The following is a 22,083-nucleotide window of genomic DNA, read 5'->3' on the forward strand; positions in this document are numbered from 1 at the left end:
GTCTCGCGGTCGGCGATGTGATCCTCGTTACTCAAACCCGGATTCGGGCACCTCTGGACGGGGGTCGATTTCGTCGCAGCGTCTCCCGGGGCGGATACTGTGGGGTGCGGTTCGACCAGCCCTCGGGCCGCACCGGCGCCGACGCCGGAGTGCCGTTCGACGCCGAACTGCGTTTCTCGTCGCGCCGACCCGGATCTTCCCTAGCGAAGGAGTGAGTGGTGACCTACATCATCGCGGAGCCTTGCGTCGACGTGTTGGACAAGGCTTGCGTGGAGGAGTGCCCCGTCGACTGCATCTACGAGGGTGGACGCATGCTCTACATCCAGCCGGATGAGTGCGTCGACTGTGGTGCGTGTGAGCCGGTGTGCCCGGTCGAGGCGATCTTCTACGAAGATGATGTTCCCGACGAATGGGAGCCCTACGTCAGCGCGAACGCCGACTTCTTCGACGACCTCGGCTCCCCGGGCGGCGCCAGCAAGGTCGGCAAGACCGAGGCCGATCCGGCGTTCATCAAGGGCCTCCCGCCGATGAACGAAGAGGACTGACCGCCTCCGCATGAGCAGTCCTGTCTCCCGCACGGCAGCGCCCCTGCGGGTCTCCTCGACCCGCGTCAGCGGGCGCCTGCCCGACTTCCCGTGGGACACGATCGCCGAAGCGAAGGCGACGGCTCAGGCCCACCCCGACGGCATCGTCGACCTGTCGGTCGGGACACCCGTCGACCCGGTGCCCGCACTCATCCGCGACGCACTCGCCGAGAACTCGGCGTTCCCGGGCTACCCGACGACGATCGGGACCCGCGAGTTGCGGGAGGCGGCCGCGGAGTCTCTGGTCCGACGCCACGGCGTCACCGCCCTGCACGAGACAGGAATTCTGCCGGTCATCGGCACGAAAGAGGCGATCGCGGGCCTGGCCTCGACCTTCGGGCTCGGACCCGGCGACGACGTGGTGATCCCCGAGGTGGCCTACCCGACGTATGAGGTGAGCGCCCTGCTCGCCGGTGCGCGGGCGGTGCGGGCTGATTCGACCGTCGCGCTGGGACCGATGAACCCGGCGCTGATGTTCATCAACTCGCCGTCGAATCCGACCGGCAAGGTCCTCGGCCTCGATCATCTCCGCAAGGTCGTCGGATGGGCACGCGAGCGGGGGACCGTCGTCGTGTCCGACGAGTGCTATCTCGGTCTGAGTTGGGAGGGCGAGCCGCTGTCGATCCTCGACCCGAGGGTCTGCGACGGCGACCACACAGGACTGCTCGCGGTCCACTCACTGTCCAAGATCTCGAACCTGGCGTCGTATCGCGCCGGATTCTTCGCCGGCGACACCGAACTGGTCGCCGAACTGCTCGCGGTCCGCAAGCACGCCGGACTCATCGTGCCGTTCCCCGTCCAGGGAGCGATGACCGCCGCACTGCGCGACGACGCACATGTCGACGAGCAGCGCGAGCGTTATGCCGAGCGTCGTCGGCTGCTCAAAGCAGCCGTGGAGGGTGCGGGCTTCCGGGTCGACCATTCCGAGGCGGGCCTGTACCTCTGGGCCACCCGGGACGAACCGTGCCGGGAGACCGTCGCCTGGCTCGCCGACCGCGGAATTCTCTGTGCTCCAGGCGATTTCTACGGTCCGGCGGGTGAGCGCCACGTTCGTATGGCGCTCACCGCCACCGATGAGCGGGTCAGTGCGGCCGTCGCTCGTCTGACGGCCTGACACCGGCCCTGCTCAGCCTCGACCGCTCTTCTGTTGCAGACGGTCGATTTCCTCGGACGCCTCGGCCTTCGTGAGGTCGGCCGAGAGGGTCTCGCCGGCCTCCCGTGCGAGGGTGTCGAGATAGCTCCGCTGCGCGCCGGTCATCGGCTCGTCGCCGGTCACCCAGTCGTCCGGGTCCTTCTCGGTGGAGTTTCCGGCGCCCGCGCCGAGGACGTCGTCGGTCTCGTTCGTCGAACGATTGTTCGATGTGCTCATGGGCCCACCATACGTCGGGATCGGGAATCCGGCCAGTGAGCCCCGGTGTCAGTCGTTCTTGTGCAGCGCCTCGTTGAGGGCGATGCCGTCGCCCTTCCACGGCACGACCTCGACCGCGCCGGTCAGGCTGTTGCGGCGGAACAGCAGGTTGGACTGGCCGGACAGGTCGCGCGCCTTGATCTGCGTGCCGTCGGGTCCGGTGACCTTGGTGCCGGCGGTGACGTAGAGGCCCGCCTCGATGACGCAGTCGTCACCCAGCGGGATACCGCAGCCGGAGTTCGCGCCGAGGAGGCAGCGCTTGCCCAGCGCGATGATCTCCTTGCCGCCGCCCGACAGGGTGCCCATCGTCGAGGCGCCGCCGCCGATGTCGGAGCCGTCGCCGACGACGACGCCCGCGGAGATGCGACCCTCCACCATCGACGACCCGAGGGTGCCGGCGTTGAAGTTGACGAAGCCCTCGTGCATCACGGTGGTGCCGGCCGCGAGATGCGCGCCGAGGCGGATGCGGTCGGCGTCGCCGATCCGTACGCCGCCGGGCACCACGTAGTCGACCATGCGCGGGAACTTGTCGATCGAGTAGACGGTGACCGGTCCGCGGGCGCGCAGCTTCGCCCGGACCGACTCGAAGTTGTCGACCGCACACGGGCCGTGATTGGTCCAGACCACGTTGGTGAGCATTCCGAAGATGCCCTCGAGATTGGCGCCGTGCGGGGTGATGAGGCGGTGCGACAGCAGGTGCAGTCGAAGGTAGACGTCGTAGGCGTCAACCGGTGCGGCGGTGATGTCGGCGATCCCGGTGCGGACCGCGATGGTCTTCACCCCGCGGGCCTCGTCGCGGCCGACCAGCTCGCGGAGGTGAGCCGGTGTCGACTCGTCGTCGAGGGTCACGGTTTCCGCGGTCTCGACCCCGTCGAGTTCGGGTTCGGGGAACCAGACGTCGAGGACGACGCCGGGAGTCGAACCCCCGTCGGTCACGGTCGCGATGCCAGTTGCGTGTGCGCCAGTAGATGTCACGACAGGTGAGTCTAAGCGATCGACACCGGCGGCCCCGCCCCGCCACCGGTGCCCCGGCGTCATCCATTCGGCCCAAAGTCCTGGTCACGTGCTGTACGCCGCTCGTAGGGTCGCCAGCATGACCGGTCATCCGCAGCCACCTGTAACGCCCCGGCGCCGACGACGCCGCTGGCCGTGGGTGGTGGGCGGGCTCGGCGTCGTGCTCGTGGCGGCGCTGGCGGTCGGGGCCGTCGTCTTCCAGCCGTGGCTGATCTTCGTCGACACCGAGGTCGACGACGCGATCCCGGTCGCGGTCACCCCCACGACGTCGGCGCCGGGGCAACCACCCCCCGCCGGGCCGGTGGTCATCTCGCGCGGCAGCCTGATCAGCCACGAACACTCGACATCCGGAACGGTCTCGATCATCGAACAGCCCGACGGCTCACGCGTGCTGGCGATCGAGGACCTGGACACGACCACTGGCCCGGATGTCCACGTGTGGCTGTCGCAAGGGGACGTGGTCGAGGGGTTCGCCGGGTGGCGTACGGCCGCGGGCGTCCCGCACGTCGACCTCGGCATGATCAAGGGGAACAAGGGCAACCAGGTCTACGAGATCCCCGCCGACGTCGAACTGGGCGACTATCCGTCGGTGTTCCTCTGGTGCGTGAAGTTCAGCGTCTCCTTCGGCGCCGCGGAGATGGGCTCACTACGGTGAGGGAGTGAGCACCGACCTCGACCTGACCGCCGACCCCGTCGAACTGACCGCCGCGCTCGTCGACATCGAGAGCGAGTCGCGCAACGAGTCGGCCATCGCCGACGCGGTCGAGGCCGCCCTGCGCGCGCAGACGAGCGGATTCGAGATCCTCCGCCATGGCAACCGGGTCCTCGCACGGACCGACCGGGGGCACGCCCAGCGGGTCATCCTCGCCGGACACCTCGACACCGTGCCGGTCGCGGGCAACCTCCCGCACCGGCGCGAGACGCATCCGGAGGAGGGGGACGTCCTGCACGGGTGCGGCACCGTCGACATGAAGTCCGGTGACGCCGTATTTCTCCACCTCGCGGCGACGCTGCGCGAACCCGTCTCGGATCTGACGCTGATCTTCTACGACTGCGAGGAGATCGCGGCGGAGTTCAACGGCCTGAACGACATCGAACGGGAGCTGCCCGAGTGGCTCGCCGGTGACGTGGCGATTCTCGGCGAGCCGACCGCCGGGCTCATCGAAGCCGGATGTCAAGGGACGCTTCGGGTTCGGTTGTCGACATCGGGGACCCGAGCGCATTCGGCCCGGTCGTGGATGGGCGACAACGCCGTTCACAAGCTCGGCGGGGTCCTGACCACGCTGGCCGGCTACGAGGCCCGCCGCGTCGACATCGACGGCTGCGAGTACCGCGAGGGCCTGTCCGCGGTCGCGGTGGGCGGGGGCGTCGCCGGCAACGTGATCCCCGACGCCGCGCACGTCGACGTCAACTTCCGCTTCGCTCCGGACCGTTCGATCGAGCAGGCGCTCGACCACGTCCGCGAGGTGTTCGCCGCCGACCTCGCCGACGGCACCATCGCGCTGGAGGTGACCGATTCGGCAGCCGGGGCCCTGCCCGGCCTGGCGCATCCGGCGGCCGCGGCGCTCGTCGACGCCGCGGGCGGACGGTTCCGCGCGAAGTACGGCTGGACCGATGTGTCGCGGTTCTCGGCGCTGGGCATCCCCGCGGTGAACCTGGGCCCCGGCGATCCCAATCTCGCGCATCGCGTCGACGAACGGGTGCCGGTGGAGCAGATCCGCGCGGTGACCGACCTGCTGCGCACCTACCTGTCCTGACCTTGCGAGACCGGCGGAGCGGGACGGCGCTGCTAGCGTGACCGCCATGTCGACCACGCCCGAGCCGGAACCCGTCGAGGACGGAACGAACCCCGACACCTGCTACGTCGGCCCGATCCGGATTCGGCGAGACCAGCGCGGCAAGACCACGGACCGCCGCCTGCTGGAATGGGTCGACCCGCGCGACGCCACGCGTCGTTCCGAACGAACCATGCGCGACTCCTGGCGGGTCCTGCGCATCCAGTCCGAGTTCGTCGCCGGGTTCGATGCGATGAGCGAGGTCGCCGAGGCCGTGACCGTCTTCGGCTCGGCGCGACTGCATCCGGAGTCGCCGGAATACGCGCTCGGTGTCCGCGTGGGCCGAGCGCTGGGCGAGGCCGGTTACGCGGTCATCACCGGTGGCGGACCCGGTGCGATGGAGGCCGCCAACCAGGGCGCACATCAGGCCGGGGCGCAGTCCATCGGACTCAACATCGAGCTGCCCTTCGAACAGGGCCTCAACCCCTGGGTCGATCTCGGCATGAACTTTCGATACTTCTTCGTGCGCAAGACGATGTTCGTGAAGTACGCGCAGGCGTTCGTCTGTCTCCCCGGCGGGATGGGCACCCTCGACGAACTCTTCGAGGCGCTGACCCTCGTGCAGACCAAGAAGGTGGTCCGGTTCCCGATCGTGCTGGTGGGCAGCGACTTCTGGGGCGGCCTGCTGGACTGGATGCGCGACGTCCTCGCCGCGCGCGGCATGATCTCGCCCGAGGATCTGGACCTGCTCACCGTCGTCGACGATCCCGACGACGTGGTCGCCGCGATCGAGGCCGCGACACCCTGAGGGTCGATATGACCTTCCCGGCCGACGATGGCACGATTGCCCGGTGAGTGCTGTCTGCGTCTATTGCGCCTCCGGTCCCGTCGACCAGCCCTATCTCGATCTCGCCGCCGAAGTGGGTCGGACGCTCGCCGAACAGGGGCATGTGGTCGTCTCCGGTGGCGGGAACATCTCCATGATGGGAGCGCTGGTCAACGCCGCTCGCGAGGCCGGTGGCCACACGGTCGGCATCATCCCGCGCGCGCTGATGAAGCACGAGGTCGCCGACCTCGGGTCGGGCGAACTCGTGGTCACCGAGACCATGCGCGAACGCAAACGCCTCATGGACGAGCGTGCCGACGGGTTCATCACCCTCCCGGGCGGGATCGGGACGCTCGAGGAGCTCTTCGAGACCTGGACCGGGGGCTACCTCGGGATGCACGACAAACCGGTCGTCCTGCTCGATCCTGTCGATTTCTACGCGCCGTTGCTCGACTGGCTGCGAGAGTTGTCGACAACCGGGTTCGTCGCCCGACGATCGCTCGACCGGCTGCTCATCACGCGGTCGGTCGCCGACGCGGTGGAGTTGGCGACAGCACGGGAAGGCCTTGCTACCGGCCGGTAAGGTAGCGCCTGAGTGCGCGGGGCACTCGAAACGCCAGCGGGAGAGCGGAGGGCAGATGTCCCAAGGGGTCGAGCAGCAGGACAGTCGGCAGCAGAGTGTGAAGAAGACCGTCGGTATCCCCGACATCCTTCGCGGCGTGGTGAAGATGGCGCCACATGCGACCGGGATGATCAAGCACGCACCCGGGCTCATCCGACGCCCACCGGAGGCCAAGCGGACCATCGGTTCGGTCTTCCAGAAGCACGCGGCCGAACACCCCGACCGGCCGTTCGTCCGGTTCGAGGGCCGCACGACCACCTACGGCGAGGCCAACCGCCGCGTGAACCGTTACGCCGCAGCACTTTCCGCAGACGGCGTCGGCAAGGGCGACGTGGTGGCGCTGCTCTCCAAGAACTGCACGACCGACCTGCTGCTGATGCTCGCCACCGTCAAACTCGGCGCGATCGCCGGGATGCTGAACTACAACCAGCGCGGCGAGGTGCTCGAGCACAGCGTCGGCCTCCTCGAGGCCAAGGTCCTCATCCACGATCCCGAGTGCGCGGAGGCCTTCGAGTCGATCCCGGAATCGGTCCTGCCCGAACACGTCTACGATTTCGCCGCGTTCGACGCCGCAGCCGAGGGACTCTCGGAAGCCGATCCCGAGGTCACCGAGCAGCTGCCCGCGTCAACCAAGGCGTTCTACATCTTCACCTCCGGCACCACGGGGATGCCGAAGGCCAGCGTGATGAGCCACAACCGGTGGCTGGCGAGCCTGTCCGGCATCGGCGGTCTCGCGGTGCGGTTGCGCCACAGCGACACCATGTACGTGCCGCTGCCGCTCTACCACAACAACGCGTTGTCGGTGTCACTGTCCTCGGTCCTCGCCTCGGGTGCGTGCATCGCCATCGGACGCTCGTTCTCGGCGTCGAAGTTCTGGGACGACGTGATCCTCAACCGTGCGACGGCGTTCTGCTACATCGGCGAGCTGTGTCGCTATCTCCTCGCGCAGCCCGAGAAGCCCACGGATCGCCAGCATTCCGTGCACACCGTGGTCGGCAACGGTATGCGCCCGGACATCTGGGACGAGTTCCGCGAGCGTTTCGGGGTCGACCGCGTCGTCGAGTTCTACGGGGCCAGCGAACTGAACCTCGCATTCGTCAACGCGTTCAGCGTCGACAAGACCGCCGGCTTCTGCCCGCTCCCGTACAAGATCGTGGAATACGACGAGGAGGGTAACCCCAAGCGCGGCGACGACGGCCGGCTCGTGAAGGTCGGCCGGGGCGGTACCGGCCTGCTGCTCGCCCAGATCAGTGACCGGGTGCCCGTCGACGGCTACACCGACTCCGAGGAGACCGAGAAGAAGATCATCCGCGACGCCTTCAAGGACGGTGACTCCTACTTCAACTCCGGTGACCTGGTCCGCGATCAGGGGTTCGCGCACATCGCCTTCGTCGACCGGCTCGGTGACACCTTCCGCTGGAAGGGCGAGAACGTCGCCACGACCCAGGTCGAGGGGGCGGTCGACTCCTATCAGGCCGTCGCCCAGTCGGTGGCGTACGGCGTCGAGGTCCCCGGCACCGACGGTCGCGCCGGGATGATCGCGATCAAGCTGCGCGAGGGCGCCGACCTCGACCCGGGCGCGTTCGCCCGCCATCTCTACGACGCGCTGCCGTCGTACGCGGTGCCGCTGTTCGTTCGGATCGTCGACGATTTCGAGCAGACCTCGACCTTCAAGAACCGCAAGGTCGAGCTGCGCAAGGAGGGGTACACCGACGCCGAGGCCGAACGGCTCTATGTGTTGCTCGGCAAGGAGAAGGGCTACACCGAGTTCTACGACGACTACCCCGACGACGTCGCCGCCGCCAAGGTGCCCAAGGGGTGAGTTCCGGCCCGGATACGTCGGCGTCGGACACGCTGTGCGGGCGGCGGGTGCCGACCGACCGCGCGTTGGTGATGGCGATCGTCAACCGAACCCCTGATTCGTTCTACGACCGAGGAGCGAGCTTCGACGACGCCGCCGCCCAGGCGCACGTCGACCGGGTCGTCGCCGAGGGCGCCGACATCATCGACGTCGGCGGGGTCAAGGCCGGACCCGGGCGCGAGGTCGACGCCGCGACGGAGGCCGCCCGGGTCGTCGGCATGATCGCCTGGATCCGCGACCGCCATCCGGACGTGCTGATCAGCATCGACACCTGGCGCAGCGAGGTCGCCGACCAGGCCTGCGCCGCCGGCGCGGATCTCATCAACGACACCTGGGCGGGATTCGACCCCGACGTCGTCGACGTCGCCGCCGAACGCGGGGCCGGGATCGTCTGCTCGCACACGGGTGGCGCGCGGGTGCGGACCCGGCCGCACCGCGTCGCATACGGGGATTCGGTCGACGCGGTGGTGGCCGACGTGATCCGGGAGGTGACCTCCGCGGCCGACCGGGCGCTCGCTGCCGGGGTGCGTCGAGACTCGATCGTTATCGATCCGACGCACGATTTCGGCAAGAACACTCACCACGGGCTGGCTCTGTTACGCGGTGTGAAAGATCTTGTTAACACGGGCTGGCCGGTCCTGATGGCGCTGAGCAACAAGGATTTCGTAGGGGAGACTCTGGGTACAGACCTAGCGCACCGATTGGAAGGGACTCTGGCCGCGACAAGTCTGGCCGCCGCCCAAGGCGCCCGGATCTTCCGCGTCCACGAAGTCGCTGCCACTCGTCGCGTGGTCGACATGGTCGCTGCCATCGCGGGAGCGAAACCACCCGCCCGAACAGTCAGGGGACTCGCATGACCAAGCAGCAGAAGCGACGTAAGCCCAGCACCGTCAGCCGGGACAAGGCCGCCATGTGGCCGACGGTCGCCCAGACCCCGGGGACCGAGCAGCGCTGGTCGGCAACCCACACCTGGGAGCAGCCGGACTGGACGATCGACGACCTCGTCGACGCGAAGAACGGCCGGACCATCTCGGTGGTGCTGCCCGCGCTGAACGAGGAAGAGACCGTCGCCGACGTCATCGCCACGATCATGCCGCTGTACGGCACCCTGGTCGACGAGATCATCGTGCTGGACTCCGGGTCCACCGATGCCACCGCCGAGCGCGCGCTCGCCGCCGGCGCGCAGGTGATCTCCCGCGAGGAGGCGGTACCCGAGTTGGACCCGGTCAAGGGCAAGGGTGAGGTGCTGTGGCGTTCGGTCGCCGTGGCGACCGGCGACATCATCGCATTCGTCGATTCCGACCTCATCGACCCGGACCCGATGTTCGTGCCCAAGATGCTCGGTCCGCTCCTGCTGAACCCCGAGATCCAGCTCGTGAAGGGCTACTACCGGCGCCCGCTGCGCACGGGCGGTACGCACGACGCCAACGGCGGCGGACGCGTGACCGAGCTCGTGGCACGCCCCCTCCTGGCATCCCAGAAGCCGGATCTCACCGCGGTGCTGCAGCCACTCGGCGGCGAGTACGCCGGCACGCGCGAACTGCTCTCCTCGGTGCCGTTCGCGCCGGGCTACGGGGTCGAGATCGGCCTGCTCATCGACACCTATGACCGGTACGGCCTGGCCGGGATCGGTCAGGTCAACCTCGGGGTCCGAACCCATCGCAACCGCCCGCTGGTGGAATTGGGGGTCATGAGCCGCCAGATCGTCGGAACCCTGATGCGCCGCTGCGGCATCGAGGACTCGGGCGTCGGGCTCACCCAGTTCACCGCCGAACCCGACGGCTCCTTCACGCCGCACACCACCGAGGTCTATCTCGAGGATCGTCCGCCGATGAACACCGTGCGCGCCCTGGCCCCCAAGGCCGAGGAGATGGCCTCCTAGGCGGCTCCGGACCTGCTGAGCCAGACCTGATGAACCCGGCCCCGACCCGGCGACGCCGCCCGCCCTGACGCGGGTGGCCGTCGCCGGGTCGGTGCTGTGCCGGGCCGTCGTCCGGGCGCTTCTGCCAGGATGGAACGCATGCAGACGCTGCTGCTGTACCTGCTGATCATGGGACTCGTCGTCGCGATCGTGTTCGCTGTCGTCTGGTTCGTGTTCGGACGCGGAGAAGATCTGCCGCCGGTCGAGCCCGACACCACGCTCACCCGGTTGCCGTCGGTGGGCATCACCGGTGACGACGTGCGTGCGTTGCGCTTCGCCCAGACCCCGCGTGGTTACAAGCAGGCCGAAGTCGACTGGGCGCTGGCACGTCTCGCGCGTGAGGTCGACGACCTGCGGTCGGTGATCACGCGTCTGCGCGAACGGGAGTCGGTGCCCGGGGCGGAAGCGGGCGCGGCTCCGGACGATCCCGCCGCTGGTATCACCGGGAACGGCGGCGTGGACGCCGGGCGGTCCGGCCCGCCGAGCACCCCCCACTAGGGGCCGTACGTCGAGACCGCGCGGCGCGCGTGTCGCGCACTGACAATCGTGTGCGACCCGGGCACGTATCATGTTCGGAGCAGGGACCTTGAAGGGAGCTTGAGAATGGCGGCAATGAAGCCACGTACTGGGGACGGCCCCCTCGAAGCGGCCAAAGAAGGGCGTGGAATCGTTGTCCGGATTCCGATCGAAGGTGGAGGTCGACTGGTCGTCGAGCTGACCGCCGACGAAGCAGCCGCGCTGGGCGAGGAACTCCGCGGGGTAACCGGCTGAACATGCCCCACGAGGGCAGTTCCCATGAGGCCCGGGCGGACCCACCGACCCCGCACCGGGCGCATGGCCTCACTTCGGTACTCGAGATCCTGCGCTGCCCGGTGTGTACCGGGCGCCTGTCGGCCGACGGCGCGTCGCTGCGCTGTCCGCAGGCGCATTCTTTCGACCTCGCCCGCCAGGGTTATGTCTCACTGCTCGACGGCCGGTCCGGCGCGCTGCGCGCCGACACCGCAGCCATGGTGGCCGCCCGAGCCCGCGTGCACGACTCCGGTTTCCTGCTCCCCGTGGTCGATTTCGTCGCCGGCCGCGCGGCCGAGGTCACGGGTGGACAAGACCGGCCGGTGATCCTCGACGCGGGGGCCGGTGGCGGACACTATCTTCGCGCCGCGGTCGAGGCGAGCGGGGTGCCCGGCGGTGACGGACGGTCCTCGGCCGCCGGAATCGGCCTGGACCTCTCGAAGTACTGCGCGCGGGCCATGGCGCGGGGACCCCGGCCCCTCGCTGCCGTCGTCGCCGACGTCTGGCGCGGCCTGCCCGTCGTCGATGACGCTGTCGCGGTGGTGCTCTCGGTGTTCGCGCCGCGCAACGCGAGCGAGTTCGCCCGCGTACTGGCCCCTGATGGCGCACTGATCATCGTGAGTCCGGGACCCGACCACCTCGGCGAACTCATCGAGCCGATGGCGATGCTGCGTGTCGACGAGGCCAAATCCGAGCGCCTCCGTGCCTCGCTCGACGCGGGCTTCGAATTGGTCGACGAGTCACCTGTCCGGTACTCCGCAGACGTCGACGCGCAGACCGTGGGGGATCTGGTCGCCATGGGCCCGTCGGCATTTCACTCCGACGAGGCCGACATCCGCTCGCGGGCCGCGGCCTTCGCCGGGGACGGTCGGGTGCCGGTCACGGTGTCGGTGGTGGTGACCACGTGTCGGCCCGCCCGCGGAGGCTCACCCGCTCAACGCCGTACGGACTCGTAGACACCCAGCGTCTGTTCGGCGATCGACGCCCAGGAGAACTCGGCTTCGGCGCGTTCGCGGCCGGCCACCCCCATCGCCGACGCCGCCGCCGCATCCGAGGCCACCGCGTTCACGGTGTCGGCGAGATCGTGTTCGAAGGTCGCCGGATCGACGGGGTCGTACCGCACGAGGCGGCCGGTGACGTTGTCGCGCACCACCTCGGGGATGCCGCCGACCGCCGAGGCCACCACCGCGGTACCGCAGGCCATCGCCTCGAGGTTGACGATGCCCAGCGGTTCGTACACCGATGGGCACACGAAGACCGTTGCCGCGGTCAGGATCTCGCGGATCCGGGGGAGTGGGAGCATCTCGCGCACCCAGTGGACGCCGGGACGCGAGGCGGAGAGTTCGCCCACCGCGCTCTCGATCTCGGCGCCGATCTCCGGCGTGTCGGGGGCACCAGCACAGAGGACGAGCTGGATGTCCGGATCGAACCGGTGCGCCGCGGCCACCAGATGTGCGACGCCCTTCTGCCGGGTGATCCGGCCGACGAACGCCACGATCGGGCGGTCCGGGTCGAGCCCGAGTGCGGTCGGCGTCGAGTCGGGTCCGAACGGATCGTCGACCGGGAACCATTGAGATGTGTCGATCCCGTTGCGCACCACATGGACACGCTCAGGGTCCAGACGAGGGTAGGTGTCACAGATCTCGGTGCGCATCCCCGAGCTCACCGCGATCACCGCGTCGGCGTACTCCACCGCGTTGCGTTCCACCCAGCTCGACACCCGGTACCCGCCGCCGAGTTGCTCGGCCTTCCACGGGCGCGACGGTTCGAGTGAGTGGGCGGTCAGCACGTGCGGCACGTCGTAGAGCTGTCCCGCCAGGTGCCCGGCAAGGCCGGTGTACCAGGTGTGGGAGTGTACGACGTCGGCACCGGACGCACCCACCACCATCCGCAGATCGGCGGACAGCGTCGTGATCGCCGCATTCGCCCCGGCCAACCCCGGGTCGGGGGTGTACACCGAGGCAGTCTCCCGCTGGGCGCCCATGCAGTGCACGTCGACGGTGATGAGATCGCGCAGATACCGGACCAATTCGGTGACGTGGACCCCGGCGCCGCCGTAGACCTCAGGTGGATATTCCCGTGTCATCATCGCCACCCGCATGATCTCGACGCTAGTGCCAACGCGCGCAGATCGCCATCGGTGCTGCCAAACCCCGGTCGCGGCCGACGCTACGCATACTGACCGCCCGGTCATCTGGCCGACGGCTTCGATCGCGGTTAAGTTGGGGGAGTGAGATCTGAGCCGCACGTCCTCGGCATCGTCCTCGCAGGCGGCGAAGGCAAGCGTCTGTACCCGCTGACGATGGACCGCGCCAAACCTGCGGTGCCCTTCGGCGGTGCCTACCGACTCATCGACTTCGTGCTGTCCAACCTGGTCAATGCCGGTTACGAGCGCATTTGCGTGCTGACACAGTACAAGTCGCATTCGCTGGACCGGCACATCTCGCAGACCTGGTGGACGTCGGGATTCCACGGCGAGTACATCACCCCGGTGCCGGCCCAGCAGCGACTCGGACCACGCTGGTACACCGGCAGTGCCGATGCGATCTTCCAGTCGATGAACCTCATCACCGACGAACGACCCGAGTACATCGTCGTCTTCGGAGCCGATCACGTGTACCGGATGGATCCGTCGCAGATGGTGGCCGCGCACATCGAATCCGGCGCTGACGTCACGGTGGCCGGGATCCGCGTGCCCCGAGCGGAGGCGGTGGCCTTCGGCTGCATCGACTCCGACGAGAGCGGGAAGATCACCCGCTTCCTGGAGAAGCCGGCCGATCCGCCCGGCACGCCGGACGATCCCGACGTGACGTTCGCGTCGATGGGCAACTATGTGTTCACCACCGAGGCGCTGGTCGACGCGCTGCGCGCCGACGCCGCCGACTCGGACTCCGACCACGACATGGGCGGTGACATCATCCCGGCCTTCGTGCGCCGGGACACCGCCTTCGTCTACGACTTCAAGGACAATCAGGTACCCGGTGCCACCGAACGCGACACCGGTTACTGGCGCGACGTCGGAACACTGGATGCGTTCTACGAGGCGCACATGGACCTGGTGTCGGTCCACCCGATCTTCAACCTCTACAACGGCCGCTGGCCCATCCGCGGCGAGACCCACAACCTGCCGCCCGCCAAGTTCGTCCAGGGCGGGGTCGCGGAGGACTCCGTGGTCGGTTCCGGATGCATCATCTCCGCCGGCACGGTGCGCAACTCCGTGCTGTCGTCGAACGTCATCGTCGAGGACGGCGCGGTGGTCGAGGGCAGCGTGCTGATGCCCGGCGTGCGCGTCGGCAAGGGCGCGGTGGTCCGCAAGGCCATCCTCGACAAGAACGTCGTGGTCGGTGACGGCGAGCAGCTCGGTGTCGATCTCGAGGCCGACCGCGAACGGTTCTCGGTGAGCGCCGGCGGTGTGGTCACCGTCGGCAAGAACATCCAGGTCTGACGACCGCCCTTCGTGGCTCGCTTCGCTCGCACCTCAGGGAGCGGGGGTTGGCCCGTCGCGTAGGGCCGCGTCGATGAGCGTCGCGATGTCGTCTCCGGCGTCGTCCGGAAGCGCGTCGACCGGCCACCAGCGGAGGTCCACGGACTCGTCACTGCATACGACGCGGGGGAGTTCGCCGTCGGGCGTCGGGGCGGCGACCACCCGGTAGCGGACGTCGAGGTGGCGGGTGGGGACTCCCAAGGAGCAGGTGATCGGGTGGGTGTGGAGGTGGACCATCCCGTCACCGGCGAGCGTGGGGTCGGCGGTGTCGAGCACGAGTTCGGGCATGCCCGACTCTTCTCGCGCCTCGCGCAGCGCCGCGCCGGCGAGGGAATCGTCGGAGGGTTCGCAGTGACCGCCGAGCTGTATCCACTTCCCGACGCGGGGGTGCAGGGTCAGCAGGACGTGTCGGCGCGTCGCGTCGAAGACGATCGCCGAACCCGTCAGATGTCCTGGTGCGCAGGCCCGAAGACACCCGTCCGGGGACGCGGCGAGGAACGCGAGATATGCGTGACGCAGGGAGTCCTGGGCGGGATCGGGTGTCTCCCACCGTGTCAGGGCCTCGACGGCGGAGGCGTGCAGCGACTCGGCGGTCACAGTTCGACGACCCACTCCGCGGTGGGGGCGGGGTCGCGCAACCCGGCCGGTTCGAGCGGATGTCCGATGGCGACGGCCCCCAGCGGTTCCCAACTCGGATCCAGATCGAGGACGCGGCGCACCGTCGGCGCGGCGAAGATGGTCGACCCGACCCAGCAGCTGCCGATGTCGCGGACCGCCAGCGCGGTGAGCAGGGTCGCGACCGCCCCGCCCGCGGCCACGGTGAACATCGTGTGCTCGGCGGCGTTGCGACGATCATCGGGGTAGTCGTGGGCGCCCTCGGGTACGAGGAACGGGATCACCAGTTCCGGGGCGTCGTAGAGGATCTGCCCGCGTCGAAGTCGCTTCTCGATGGATTCGGCTGTCTTGGAGTCCGATTCGAGGTCGGTGCGCCAGTCGCGCGTCATCGCGTCGAGCAGTTCGCGGCGTCGCGGGGCGGAACGCAGCCACACGAAGCGGACCGGATGTGTGTGGTGGGGTGCCGGGGCGGTGAGCGCCTCGGCGAGGGCGTCGCGCAGCTCCGCCGGGTCGACGGGCCGGTCGGCGAAGGTGCGCACCGAACGCCGGGTGCGGATGGCCTCTCGGCGGCCCTGTGCGATCGCCTCTTCGGTCCCGAGGCGGAACAGGTCCTCGTCGTAGGGACGGATGAGGTCGGCGGCGGTGGTGCCGTCGTCGGCCGGAGCGAACCCGCGGACGACAGCGACGGGGACGGCGGCGAGCTTGCCCTTGACGAGGTCTGCCGCGGCGGCGAGTTCGTCGGCCACCGCTATCTCGGTGACGATCAACGGATTCCCGTAGTCGTCGACGCCGCCCTCGTAGGGATGGGTCACGGCGATGCCGGCCGCGCCGATGGCGACGTCGGTCTGTCCGGTCCGCCAGGCCCGACCCATCGTGTCGGTGATGATCACCGCGACGTCGAGGCCGGCGGCGTCGGCGATGGCACGCCGCAGTGACGCCGCACTGCGGTCGGGGTTCTCCGGCAGGAGTGCCAGTTGGTCGCTGCGCACATTCGAGCCGTCGATCCCGGCCGCGGCCTGCACCAGGCCGAGGCGGTTCTCGGTGATCAGGGTTCGGTTCTTGCGGGCCAGGACGCGCACCGATTCGGCGTCGACGAGGCGACGACGCAGTGCGTCCCGCTCCTCGGGATCGCTGGGCGCATCGACCATCCGCCCTTCGGCCTTGGAGATGATCTTGCTGGTGACCACCAGCACGTCGCCGGACTCGAGCCAGGGTGCGGCGCCGAGGATCTCGCCCGCGACGTCGGAGTCGGCGGTGAACTCGGGCAGGCCGGTCACCGGCCGGATCTCGAGATGTCCCGGTGCGCGGTGGTCGGGGCGAGCGGTCACTGCACGCCCTTGTTGGTCTCGGGCAGCGGTACGTCGACGAGCGCGCAGGCCGCACGCACCATCTGCGCGGTGGCCGCGGGGTCGGTCATGAGCAGCGGTGCGGTACCGACGGCGATGCCGTCGACAGCGGCGTGGTCGCCGTCGGCGATGAGCCAACCGTCGAGAATCCCGTTGCCGCTGCGGGCGCCGTAGTGTCCGGCGATCCCCTGTGCCGAGGACTCGACCTCGATCACGGACAGGCATTCGTCGGCCATGCCGCGCAGGGGACGGTTGTCGATGACCGGTGAGATCCCGACCACCGGGGCCTTGGTCTGGCGCAGCGTGCTGCGCATCCCGGGAACACTGACGATGGCGCCGATGCTCACGACCGGGTTCGACGGCGCGAGGAGGATGACATCGGCGTCGGCGATCGCGTCGAGGACGCCGGGTGCCGGCGCCGTGTCGTCCGAACCGACCTGCGCGAAGCCGAAGGTGGGGATCTGCGCGCGATGGCGTACCCACCATTCCTGGAAGTGGATCGCGACCCGTTCGCCGTCCTCGCCGTCGGGTTTGGCGACCACGACGTGGGTTTCGTGACGATCGTCGGTGACGGGCAGGAGCCGCACCCCGGGGACCCAGCGCCGGCACAGGGCGGCCGTGACGTCGGACAGCCGGTACCCGGCGTCGAGCATCTGGGTCCGGATGAGGTGGGTCGCGAGATCGCGATCGCCGAGTCCGAACCAATCCGGGTCGGCCCCGTAGGCGGCGAGTTCCTCTTTCGCGCGCCAGGATTCGTCGCGCCGACCCCACCCGCGTTCGGGATCGATCCCGCCCCCGAGGGTGTACATACAGGTGTCGAGGTCGGGGCAGATGCGGACGCCGTGCATCCAGGCGTCGTCGCCCACGTTCACGATGGCGGTGATCTCGTGCTCGGTCGCCGGGGCGCCGGACGCGTCGTCCTGGGGGGCCGGGAACGCCGTCGGGCCGAACAATTCGCGCAGACCGAGGAGGAATCGTGCCCCTCCGACGCCCCCGACGAGTACGGTCACCTTCACAGCAGGTACTCCTTCACACCGCCACTGTAGTGCGCGGTGCGAGTCGGCGGTCAGGCGCTGTCGGTGCGGTGCGGATGGTTTCGACCCGTGCCGGGTTCGGTGTGACATTCACGTCGGGTTGAGGTCAATGTCGTGTCGAGTCACAGGGTTGTCGGATCCTGGTGGTAAACAGAGAATCTTTGACTTCAACTTGACCGGGACCGCCTTGGGCGTGTGTAATCACATCAGTGTCATTCCGAGTTTGAGATCGAGAACCTTCGGATCGAAAACCGCTGGACTCCAACGGATTCGATCGTATGTTCGAACTCGGGAGAGGGTCGGTTCCGGCACTTCGCGGGCCGTCGCTCGGGCGCTGTGTACGTCTGATGTGGGTGTTTCCACATCCGTAGTACAAGTGGTGTGGCAACAGTGGTGGGTGCGGCACACAGGCCGTGTTCGCAGAGGACGCAGAAACTACCAACATCCCGAGCTAGGAGGCGCCGACGATGGCTTTGGAAAACCCGATCGGCAATCCGCTTGAACCACAGAACCGCCCGCAATTCACCGCCGAATTCAACACCCTTGGCCCCGTTGATGATTCGATGATCGGCGGCACCGCCGCCGCGTCGGCCATCGGTATCGGGACCGACTTCGGGTCGCCGCACGGGCCCGTCGCCGACGACGCCGACCCGGGTCGTCGTCATCTTTCGTTGGTGCCCAACGACTTCGACGATCTCTTCGACGCCGTCGAAGAGCAGTGGCAGGACCGTGCCCTGTGTGCGCAGACCGACCCCGAGGCGTTCTTCCCGGAAAAGGGTGGGTCGACCCGTGAGGCCAAGCGGATCTGCCAGGGCTGCGAGGTCAAGTCCGAATGCCTCGAGTACGCCCTGCACAACGACGAACGCTTCGGTATCTGGGGCGGCCTGTCGGAGCGTGAGCGCCGGCGTCTCAAGCGCGGCATCATCTGACCGGCGTCACCATCTGAGCGGACGGCTCGCGACGGAGTCGTCCCCACCGATCATCGACCGCGGATCACTCTGGTCCGCGGTCGATCGTGTCTTCGTCGACGCCCAGATGCGTCGCCACCTGTTGCACGAGTACCTCGTGGATCAGGTCCAGCAACTCGGTGCCCTTCTTGGCCCGCGACTCCAGCGGCCGGCGGAACAGGATGATCTGCGCCCGCGTCGGTGCGCCGTTCACATCCATCCCGGCCGGGATCAGCCGTGCGAGCGGCACCGCACCGTCGGCGGTCACCTCGTCGGGCCACTCGACCGTCTCGGGGTCACGGGGCAGGAGCCGGGGGATCTCGTCGACGGCGATGTCGAGTCCGGCGATCTGGTCATGCCACTGCGCGTCGATCTCGGCGAACGCCTCCAGGGCGACCGCGTCGAATTCATCGGACCGGCTGTTGTGGGCGGGCACGCCCTGTGGCAGCAACGGCGAGCGCAGTCCCCGTCCGCGACGATCGCGGTGACGACCCGTCCGCCGACGACCGCGGCGCGCCTCCGGCAGGCCGGAGGAGCCACGTGGAGTCGGCTTCGGGTCGATACGCATGGCGAGAGTGTAGGAGGTCGGACGAGTCCGTGTCTCCTCCGGTCACTGCGTGTCTGCTCCGGCGGTCCGGGTCTTCGCCGGCCGCCCGCCCGGTGAGCGTGTCGCCGACGCGGTTGCGAGCGACGAGGGCTAATCTCGTCACGTGAAGCTTCCCCGACTGTGCTGCCGACCCGGCTGCGCCCGATCCGCGGTGGCTACCCTGACCTTCGTCTATGCCGAGTCGACCGCGGTGATCGGTCCGCTCGCGACGTCGCAGGAGCCGCACTCGTGGGACCTGTGCGACGATCACGCCCGCCGGATCACCGTCCCGCGCGGCTGGGAGATGCTGCGCAGCGAGCGGGGATTCTCCGCGCCGCCGGCCGAGGATCAAGAGCTGACCGCGCTCGCCGAGGCGGTTCGGGAAGCCGGAGCCGTCGCCGGCGGTGGACGCCCGCGGTACGTCGACCGCAGTCCGATCGACGCCCTCGATGCCTTCGAGGACACCGCGTTCGTCGAGGCCCATCGCGATGCCGTGGACGACCGCCGGACGGGTCGGCACCGCGCCGGCCCGGTCGATGCGCCCGCCCCGACCGCCGGGGCGTCGCGTCACCAGACCCGGCCGCGCCCGGGGCGCCGCGGACACCTGCGGGTACTGCCGGACCCGGTCGACTGACCGGTCACCACCGCGCGGGGGGCGTGGACCACACAGACGTCCGGAGGGGACGTCGCCACCGTGACCATGCACCCGTTCCCGTCGAGAGTGCGCCGTGTGCCGTCGACTGTGCAGTGTCTGCGGAGTCCGGTGTTGTCGGGACTGTGCCGAGTACGTGCGCGCCGACTCCGCGACCTGGCTACCCTGGTGACATGCGAACCGGTTCCCCCGACCTCGACGACGCCGAGGAGCTGATCTCGGCCGATGTCGACGGTTTGCTGAGGGCGGTCGCGCTCGCCGGCGCACAGGTGCGCGCCGTCGCCGAAGCGGTGCGCGAAGGCGTGCTCGCCCCGCTCGCGGACCTGCGTCCCCGTAGCGTCATCGTGGTCCACGGTTCCAGCGGCGTCTCCCATCGGGCGACCGACTTCGCGGTGGCCACCCTCGGCGCCCGGGTGGACGTCCCGGTGGTCAGTGGTCCGGTGTTGCCCGGGTGGATCGGCCCGCTCGACGTCGTGATCGTCGCCGGCGACGACGCCGGGGACATGGCGCTCGCCGACGCCGCCGCGCGGGCGTTACGCCGGCGGGCCGAGGTCGTGGTGGTCGCACCCGTGGCCGGTCCTCTTCGAGATGCGCTGGGCGGCAACGGGATCAACCTCGCGCCGCGGTTCGACATCGAACCCCGCTTCCGCTTCGTGGGGTTTGCCGCCGCGCTGCTCGCGGTGTTCGGTGCGCTGACCCAGGTCCGGTTCACCGGGAGCGTGCCCGCACTCGACGACCTCGCCGACGCTCTCGATGACGAGGCCTCGACCGGACACCCGGCCCGCGACGCCTTCCACAACCGCGCGAAATCGCTGGCGCTGCGCGTCCAGGGCCGTCCCACCGTGTGGACGGCGGACAGCCCGGCCGGCGCGGCCATCGCCCGGCATGCGGTCGCCGGCCTCGTCGGACTCTCCGGGATCGTCAGCGCCGCAGCCGAACTCACCGACGTCTCGCGAATGGTGCAGTTGCTCGGGTCGCGCTCGGATGTCGCACCGAGTGCGGACTCGATCTTCTACGATCCCGACTTCGACGGACCGCCGGCAGCTCCCGCGCCGCGTGTCCAGGTCGTCTCGACGGCGCGGCGGGAATGGTTCACGCGTCAGCGGGTCACCGGTCTCGGCGAGGTCGATCTCCTCGTCGGAATCGATCGTGCGCAAGAGACTTCGGCCGCCGGGGGCGCGGACGGCCGCGAGTGGGAGGACCGGCGTCCGGCGCCGGGTGAGGATCCGGTGGCCGACGGCCCGGGGGATGTACTGGATTTCCTGATCGTGGCACTACGGGTCGAGATGGCGGCGGTGTACCTCCGCCTGGTTGGGAACGCGTTGCAATGAGGATCATCGACGGAGTGGTGCGGCCATACGCCTGGGGGTCGCGGACCGCGATCGCGTCCATGCAGGGTAGGTCCGTGCCGTCGGCGCACCCGGAGGCGGAGCTGTGGTTCGGGTCCCATCCCGCGGGGTCGGCTCGGTGCGTCGATGTCGCCGGGATCGAGCAGGATCTCGTCGATGTGATCGACGCGGATCCGATCGGCACGCTCGGCGCGGCAAGCACGGCGGCTTTCGGCGAGCGTCTGCCGTTCCTCCTGAAGGTGCTCGCCGCCGAGGAACCGCTGTCCCTGCAGGCACATCCGTCCGCCGAACAGGCCCGGGCAGGATTCGAACGCGAGAACGCCCGCGGTGTCGCGCTCGAAGCCCGCGACCGCAACTACCGCGATCCATGGCACAAGCCCGAACTGATCGTCGCGACGACACCGTTCGACGCCCTGGCCGGCTTCCGTCGACCGGAGGACACCATCCGGTTGCTCCGCGCGCTGCAGGTCAGTGAGCTCGACCCCTATCTGGGGATGCTCGCGGGGCAGCCGGACTCGGAGGGGCTGCGGGCGCTCTTCACGACGTGGCTGACGCTGCCCGAGTCGCTGCTCCGTCAGCTGGTCCCGGCGGTACTCGCCGGCGCGGTCACCGTGCTGAGCGCGGGTGAGACGGAGTTCGTCGCCGAACTGCGGACGGTGTGTGAACTCGGGGAGGCCTACCCGAACGATCCCGGTGTGCTGGCATCGTTGCTGCTCAACAACATTCACCTCGAACCCGGGCAGGGTCTCTATCTGTCCGCGGGCAACCTGCACGCCTACCTCCGCGGTACGGGTGTGGAGATCATGGCGAACTCCGACAATGTGCTGCGGGGCGGGTTGACGCCCAAACACATCGACGTTCCCGAGTTGTTGCGCGTCCTCGACTTCACCCCGGTCGATGTCTCGGACCTGACCCCGCAGATCCGGACCGTCGGCGCCGAGCGCGTGTACCTCACCCCCGCTCCCGAATTCCGGCTGTCGCGTGTCGAACTCGACGGGACGGGCCTGCACCACGCCTCGTCGATCTGTTTCGACATGCCGGGCCCGCAGATCCTCGCCGTGCTCAGCGGCGCGGTGGAGGTCCGACCGGCGGGTGGGAACCCGCTCACCGTGACGGCCGGACGGGCGGTGTGGATCACCGACGACGACCCGGACGTCATCGTCCGCGCGGCGTCGGCTCGTGCGGTCTTCTACCGCGCGCTGGTGCCGGCCGCGGTCTCGGCGCAACCCGACCTGACCTCATCGGTGGCGTCCGCGTCCGAATGATGTCA

24 protein-coding genes are annotated in these 22,083 nt (G+C 69.1%); 17 read left to right on the top strand and 7 right to left on the bottom strand.

The window, feature by feature from the left end:
• Nucleotides 1-215: 215 nt before the first annotated feature.
• Together fdxA and dapC are read left to right on the top strand one after the other, a co-directional pair.
• Entirely contained in the window at nt 216-545 is a 330-nt protein-coding gene (gene fdxA / locus ACFVHY_RS10445; RefSeq protein WP_058252527.1) for a ferredoxin, read from the top strand.
• Between the two features lie 10 nt (nt 546-555).
• Nucleotides 556-1,698, top strand: a complete 1,143-nt coding sequence (dapC, locus tag ACFVHY_RS10450) for a succinyldiaminopimelate transaminase (RefSeq protein WP_390271555.1) — start codon at nt 556-558, stop codon at nt 1,696-1,698.
• Nucleotides 1,699-1,710: 12 nt separating this feature from the next.
• On the opposite strand, the gene ACFVHY_RS10455 is transcribed toward dapC, so the two are convergent.
• Entirely contained in the window at nt 1,711-1,953 is a 243-nt protein-coding gene (locus ACFVHY_RS10455; protein ID WP_086534711.1) for a DUF3072 domain-containing protein, read from the bottom strand.
• 48 nt (nt 1,954-2,001) lie between these two features.
• Nucleotides 2,002-2,967, bottom strand: a complete 966-nt coding sequence (gene dapD / locus ACFVHY_RS10460) for a 2,3,4,5-tetrahydropyridine-2,6-dicarboxylate N-succinyltransferase (RefSeq protein WP_390271557.1) — start codon at nt 2,965-2,967, stop codon at nt 2,002-2,004.
• Nucleotides 2,968-3,145: 178 nt separating this feature from the next.
• On the opposite strand from dapD, the gene ACFVHY_RS10465 reads away from it, so the two are divergent.
• The 10 genes from ACFVHY_RS10465 (at nt 3,146) to ACFVHY_RS10510 (ending at nt 11,756) form a co-directional block, all read left to right on the top strand.
• The gene (locus ACFVHY_RS10465; RefSeq protein ID WP_390271856.1) at nt 3,146-3,661 is read left to right on the top strand and encodes a DM13 domain-containing protein; all 516 of its coding nucleotides are present in this window, start codon (nt 3,146-3,148) and stop codon (nt 3,659-3,661) included.
• 4 nt (nt 3,662-3,665) lie between these two features.
• Nucleotides 3,666-4,763 (top strand): succinyl-diaminopimelate desuccinylase, encoded by a 1,098-nt coding sequence (gene dapE / locus ACFVHY_RS10470; protein WP_390271559.1) that lies wholly within the window; start codon nt 3,666-3,668, stop codon nt 4,761-4,763.
• Between the two features lie 46 nt (nt 4,764-4,809).
• Nucleotides 4,810-5,589 carry a TIGR00730 family Rossman fold protein gene (locus tag ACFVHY_RS10475; RefSeq protein ID WP_058252572.1) on the top strand — a complete coding sequence of 260 codons (780 nt, stop codon included), beginning with the start codon at nt 4,810-4,812 and terminating at the stop codon, nt 5,587-5,589.
• 43 nt (nt 5,590-5,632) lie between these two features.
• Nucleotides 5,633-6,190 carry a TIGR00730 family Rossman fold protein gene (locus ACFVHY_RS10480; protein ID WP_226513695.1) on the top strand — a complete coding sequence of 186 codons (558 nt, stop codon included), beginning with the start codon at nt 5,633-5,635 and terminating at the stop codon, nt 6,188-6,190.
• A gap of 55 nt (nt 6,191-6,245) precedes the next feature.
• Nucleotides 6,246-8,051, top strand: a complete 1,806-nt coding sequence (locus ACFVHY_RS10485) for a long-chain-acyl-CoA synthetase (protein ID WP_205334086.1) — start codon at nt 6,246-6,248, stop codon at nt 8,049-8,051.
• A 71-nt stretch (nt 8,052-8,122) separates the two neighbouring features.
• Entirely contained in the window at nt 8,123-8,947 is an 825-nt protein-coding gene (folP, locus tag ACFVHY_RS10490; RefSeq protein ID WP_390271858.1) for a dihydropteroate synthase, read from the top strand.
• Nucleotides 8,944-9,972, top strand: coding sequence for a glucosyl-3-phosphoglycerate synthase (locus tag ACFVHY_RS10495; protein ID WP_065632646.1), 1,029 nt, complete (start codon nt 8,944-8,946; stop codon nt 9,970-9,972). Before folP ends, ACFVHY_RS10495 begins: the two co-directional genes overlap by 4 nt.
• A gap of 138 nt (nt 9,973-10,110) precedes the next feature.
• Nucleotides 10,111-10,509: a DivIVA domain-containing protein gene (locus ACFVHY_RS10500; protein ID WP_390271562.1), complete on the top strand. Its 399-nt coding sequence runs from the start codon at nt 10,111-10,113 to the stop codon at nt 10,507-10,509.
• A 105-nt stretch (nt 10,510-10,614) separates the two neighbouring features.
• On the top strand, nt 10,615-10,782 hold the full coding sequence (locus ACFVHY_RS10505; protein WP_004019232.1) for a DUF3117 domain-containing protein: 168 nt from the start codon (nt 10,615-10,617) through the stop codon (nt 10,780-10,782).
• A gap of 2 nt (nt 10,783-10,784) precedes the next feature.
• A complete protein-coding gene (locus ACFVHY_RS10510) occupies nt 10,785-11,756 on the top strand; it encodes a putative RNA methyltransferase (RefSeq protein WP_390271565.1) in 972 nt (323 codons plus the stop codon).
• Here the strand turns inward: ACFVHY_RS10510 and glgA are convergent.
• Nucleotides 11,735-12,901 carry a glycogen synthase gene (gene glgA, locus ACFVHY_RS10515; RefSeq protein ID WP_390271566.1) on the bottom strand — a complete coding sequence of 389 codons (1,167 nt, stop codon included), beginning with the start codon at nt 12,899-12,901 and terminating at the stop codon, nt 11,735-11,737. The genes ACFVHY_RS10510 and glgA overlap by 22 nt on opposite strands.
• 129 nt (nt 12,902-13,030) lie before the next feature.
• On the opposite strand from glgA, the gene glgC reads away from it, so the two are divergent.
• Nucleotides 13,031-14,245 carry a glucose-1-phosphate adenylyltransferase gene (gene glgC, locus ACFVHY_RS10520; RefSeq protein WP_078112951.1) on the top strand — a complete coding sequence of 405 codons (1,215 nt, stop codon included), beginning with the start codon at nt 13,031-13,033 and terminating at the stop codon, nt 14,243-14,245.
• A 33-nt stretch (nt 14,246-14,278) separates the two neighbouring features.
• Here the strand turns inward: glgC and ACFVHY_RS10525 are convergent, their stop codons facing one another.
• Genes ACFVHY_RS10525 through cofD form a run of 3 tightly spaced genes read right to left on the bottom strand, consistent with a single transcriptional unit; the run spans nt 14,279 to nt 17,261 of the window.
• Nucleotides 14,279-14,881 (bottom strand): NUDIX hydrolase, encoded by a 603-nt coding sequence (locus tag ACFVHY_RS10525; protein ID WP_065632648.1) that lies wholly within the window; start codon nt 14,879-14,881, stop codon nt 14,279-14,281.
• The gene (locus ACFVHY_RS10530; protein WP_390271569.1) at nt 14,878-16,227 is read right to left on the bottom strand and encodes a coenzyme F420-0:L-glutamate ligase; all 1,350 of its coding nucleotides are present in this window, start codon (nt 16,225-16,227) and stop codon (nt 14,878-14,880) included. Before ACFVHY_RS10530 ends, ACFVHY_RS10525 begins: the two co-directional genes overlap by 4 nt.
• Nucleotides 16,224-17,261 (bottom strand): 2-phospho-L-lactate transferase, encoded by a 1,038-nt coding sequence (gene cofD, locus ACFVHY_RS10535; protein WP_390271571.1) that lies wholly within the window; start codon nt 17,259-17,261, stop codon nt 16,224-16,226. The genes ACFVHY_RS10530 and cofD overlap by 4 nt, the downstream gene beginning before the upstream one ends.
• Before the next feature lie 689 nt (nt 17,262-17,950).
• Here cofD and ACFVHY_RS10540 point away from each other — a divergent pair.
• Nucleotides 17,951-18,208 carry a WhiB family transcriptional regulator gene (locus ACFVHY_RS10540; RefSeq protein WP_171011557.1) on the top strand — a complete coding sequence of 86 codons (258 nt, stop codon included), beginning with the start codon at nt 17,951-17,953 and terminating at the stop codon, nt 18,206-18,208.
• A gap of 64 nt (nt 18,209-18,272) precedes the next feature.
• Here ACFVHY_RS10540 and ACFVHY_RS10545 read toward each other — a convergent pair whose 3' ends face one another.
• Nucleotides 18,273-18,794, bottom strand: a complete 522-nt coding sequence (locus tag ACFVHY_RS10545) for a metallopeptidase family protein (protein WP_058252540.1) — start codon at nt 18,792-18,794, stop codon at nt 18,273-18,275.
• 142 nt (nt 18,795-18,936) lie between these two features.
• On the opposite strand from ACFVHY_RS10545, the gene ACFVHY_RS10550 reads away from it, so the two are divergent.
• The 3 genes from ACFVHY_RS10550 to manA all read left to right on the top strand — a co-directional run bounded on the left by ACFVHY_RS10550 (nt 18,937) and on the right by manA (nt 22,078).
• Entirely contained in the window at nt 18,937-19,446 is a 510-nt protein-coding gene (locus tag ACFVHY_RS10550; RefSeq protein ID WP_247449708.1) for a DUF3499 domain-containing protein, read from the top strand.
• A 191-nt stretch (nt 19,447-19,637) separates the two neighbouring features.
• Nucleotides 19,638-20,795 carry a hypothetical protein gene (locus ACFVHY_RS10555; RefSeq protein ID WP_390271573.1) on the top strand — a complete coding sequence of 386 codons (1,158 nt, stop codon included), beginning with the start codon at nt 19,638-19,640 and terminating at the stop codon, nt 20,793-20,795.
• Complete coding sequence (gene manA, locus ACFVHY_RS10560) at nt 20,792-22,078, top strand: mannose-6-phosphate isomerase, class I (protein WP_390271575.1); 1,287 nt, start codon at nt 20,792-20,794, stop codon at nt 22,076-22,078. Before ACFVHY_RS10555 ends, manA begins: the two co-directional genes overlap by 4 nt.
• The last annotated feature ends 5 nt before the right edge of the window (nt 22,079-22,083 follow it).

This window comes from Gordonia sp. NPDC127522, from assembly GCF_042672305.1.
GTDB lineage: Bacteria > Actinomycetota > Actinomycetes > Mycobacteriales > Mycobacteriaceae > Gordonia > Gordonia hongkongensis.

Bases quoted from the DNA above. Each gene is read 5' to 3' on its own strand.
- manA (WP_390271575.1), top strand. From the start codon at position 20,792: ATGAGGATCATCGACGGAGTGGTGCGGCCATACGCCTGGGGGTCGCGG.
- ACFVHY_RS10475 (WP_058252572.1), top strand. From the start codon at position 4,810: ATGTCGACCACGCCCGAGCCGGAACCCGTCGAGGACGGAACGAACCCC.
- ACFVHY_RS10455 (WP_086534711.1), bottom strand. From the start codon at position 1,953: ATGAGCACATCGAACAATCGTTCGACGAACGAGACCGACGACGTCCTC.
- ACFVHY_RS10505 (WP_004019232.1), top strand. From the start codon at position 10,615: ATGGCGGCAATGAAGCCACGTACTGGGGACGGCCCCCTCGAAGCGGCC.
- ACFVHY_RS10510 (WP_390271565.1), top strand. From the start codon at position 10,785: ATGCCCCACGAGGGCAGTTCCCATGAGGCCCGGGCGGACCCACCGACC.
- folP (WP_390271858.1), top strand. From the start codon at position 8,123: ATGGCGATCGTCAACCGAACCCCTGATTCGTTCTACGACCGAGGAGCG.
- ACFVHY_RS10485 (WP_205334086.1), top strand. From the start codon at position 6,246: ATGTCCCAAGGGGTCGAGCAGCAGGACAGTCGGCAGCAGAGTGTGAAG.
- ACFVHY_RS10545 (WP_058252540.1), bottom strand. From the start codon at position 18,794: ATGCGTATCGACCCGAAGCCGACTCCACGTGGCTCCTCCGGCCTGCCG.
- ACFVHY_RS10500 (WP_390271562.1), top strand. From the start codon at position 10,111: ATGCAGACGCTGCTGCTGTACCTGCTGATCATGGGACTCGTCGTCGCG.
- ACFVHY_RS10555 (WP_390271573.1), top strand. From the start codon at position 19,638: ATGCGAACCGGTTCCCCCGACCTCGACGACGCCGAGGAGCTGATCTCG.
- dapC (WP_390271555.1), top strand. From the start codon at position 556: ATGAGCAGTCCTGTCTCCCGCACGGCAGCGCCCCTGCGGGTCTCCTCG.
- glgA (WP_390271566.1), bottom strand. From the start codon at position 12,901: ATGCGGGTGGCGATGATGACACGGGAATATCCACCTGAGGTCTACGGC.
- ACFVHY_RS10495 (WP_065632646.1), top strand. From the start codon at position 8,944: ATGACCAAGCAGCAGAAGCGACGTAAGCCCAGCACCGTCAGCCGGGAC.